1 protein-coding gene is annotated in these 1,355 nt (G+C 63.8%); it reads right to left on the bottom strand.

Translation table 11 applies throughout. The features are described from left to right. Positions 1-42 precede the first annotated feature (42 nt). A protein-coding gene (locus A5658_RS10130; protein ID WP_156751351.1) for an IS3 family transposase occupies positions 43-1,304 on the bottom strand; the annotation gives its coding sequence in 2 pieces (ribosomal slippage) (positions 43-1,016 and positions 1,016-1,304; 1,263 coding nt in all). Positions 1,305-1,355 lie beyond the last annotated feature (51 nt).

The raw sequence follows: 1,355 nt of genomic DNA, 5'->3' as shown, positions 1-1,355 counted from the left end.
TGAATCGCCCCGGTGAGTTCGGAGACTTTCTGATTTGAGGACTCAGCCGGCGGCTGGTCTCCGTTGGTGAGCGTAATAGGCCGTTTCCAGTTCGACTGGTGGAATGTCGCCGCAGTACTCGTAGAGGCGGCTGTGGTTGAACCAGTGGACCCACCGTGCAGTGGCCAGTTCGACGTCGTCGATCGTGCGCCAGGGCTTGCCGGGTTTGATCAGCTCGGTCTTGTACAGACCGTTGATTGTCTCGGCGAGCGCATTGTCATATGAGCTGCCCACCGCTCCGACCGAGGGCTGGATGCCGGCCTCGGCAAGCCGCTCGCTGAACCGGATAGACGTGTACTGAGATCCTCGATCCGTATGGTGGACAACATCTTTGAGATCCAGTACACCCTCTTGCTGGCGGGTCCAGATGGCTTGCTCGATGGAGTCGAGGACCATGGTGGTGGTCATCGTCGCGGCGACCCGCCAGCCCAGAATCCGTCTCGCGTAGGCGTCGGTGACGAACGCGACGTAAGCGAAACCCGACCACGTCGACACATAGGTGAGGTCTGCCACCCACAGTCGGTTCGGGGCCGGCGGAGCGAACCGGCGCTGCACGAGATCGGCAGGCCGGGCCGCGGTCGGGTCGGCGATCGTGGTCTTGGTGGCCTTGCCGCGCACCGCCCCGGCCAGGCCGAGTTCGGCCATCAGCCGTTCCACGGTGCAGCGCGCCACCGGGATGCCCTTGCGGTTCAGGGCCAGCCATACCTTGCGGGCACCGTAGACGCCGTAGTTGGCGCCATGAACCCGCGCGATCTCGCCCTTCAGGACCGCATCGCGGCTCTGGCGGCGACTGGGCTCACGATGGACCTGGTCGTAAAAGGTCGATGGGGCAATCGGCACACCCAGCTTGGTCAACTGCGCGCAGATCGACTCGACACCCCACCGCAGACCATCAGGACCGTCACGGTGCCCCTGATGATCGGCGATGAACCGGGTGATTAGCGTGCTGGCCGGTCGAGTTCGGCCGCGAAGAAAGCCGACGCCGTCTTCAAAATCGCATTGGCTCTTCGTAATTCAGCATTCTCGCGTTTGAGACGCTTGAGCTCAGCCGATTCCTCGGTCGTGATCCCCGGCCTGGAGCCGGCATCAACCTGGTCCTGACGCACCCACTTGCGCACGGTTTCGGCCGTGCCGACCCCCAGCAGCCGGGCCACCTCACTGATCGCCGCCCACTCCGAATCGTGCTGATCACTGATCTCCGCGACCATCCGCACCGCGCGCTCACGCAGCTCCGGCGGGTACCGCTTCGACGTACTCCCTGACATGACTCCAACTTTCCCAACAAGTGGAGTCTCCGGACATGCCGGGGCGGTTCA

This window comes from Mycobacterium sp. 1245111.1 (genome assembly GCF_001673405.1).
Taxonomy (GTDB): domain Bacteria; phylum Actinomycetota; class Actinomycetes; order Mycobacteriales; family Mycobacteriaceae; genus Mycobacterium.
Note: the sequence above shows the minus strand (reverse complement) of the source record. Positions and strands in the feature narration are given on the sequence as shown.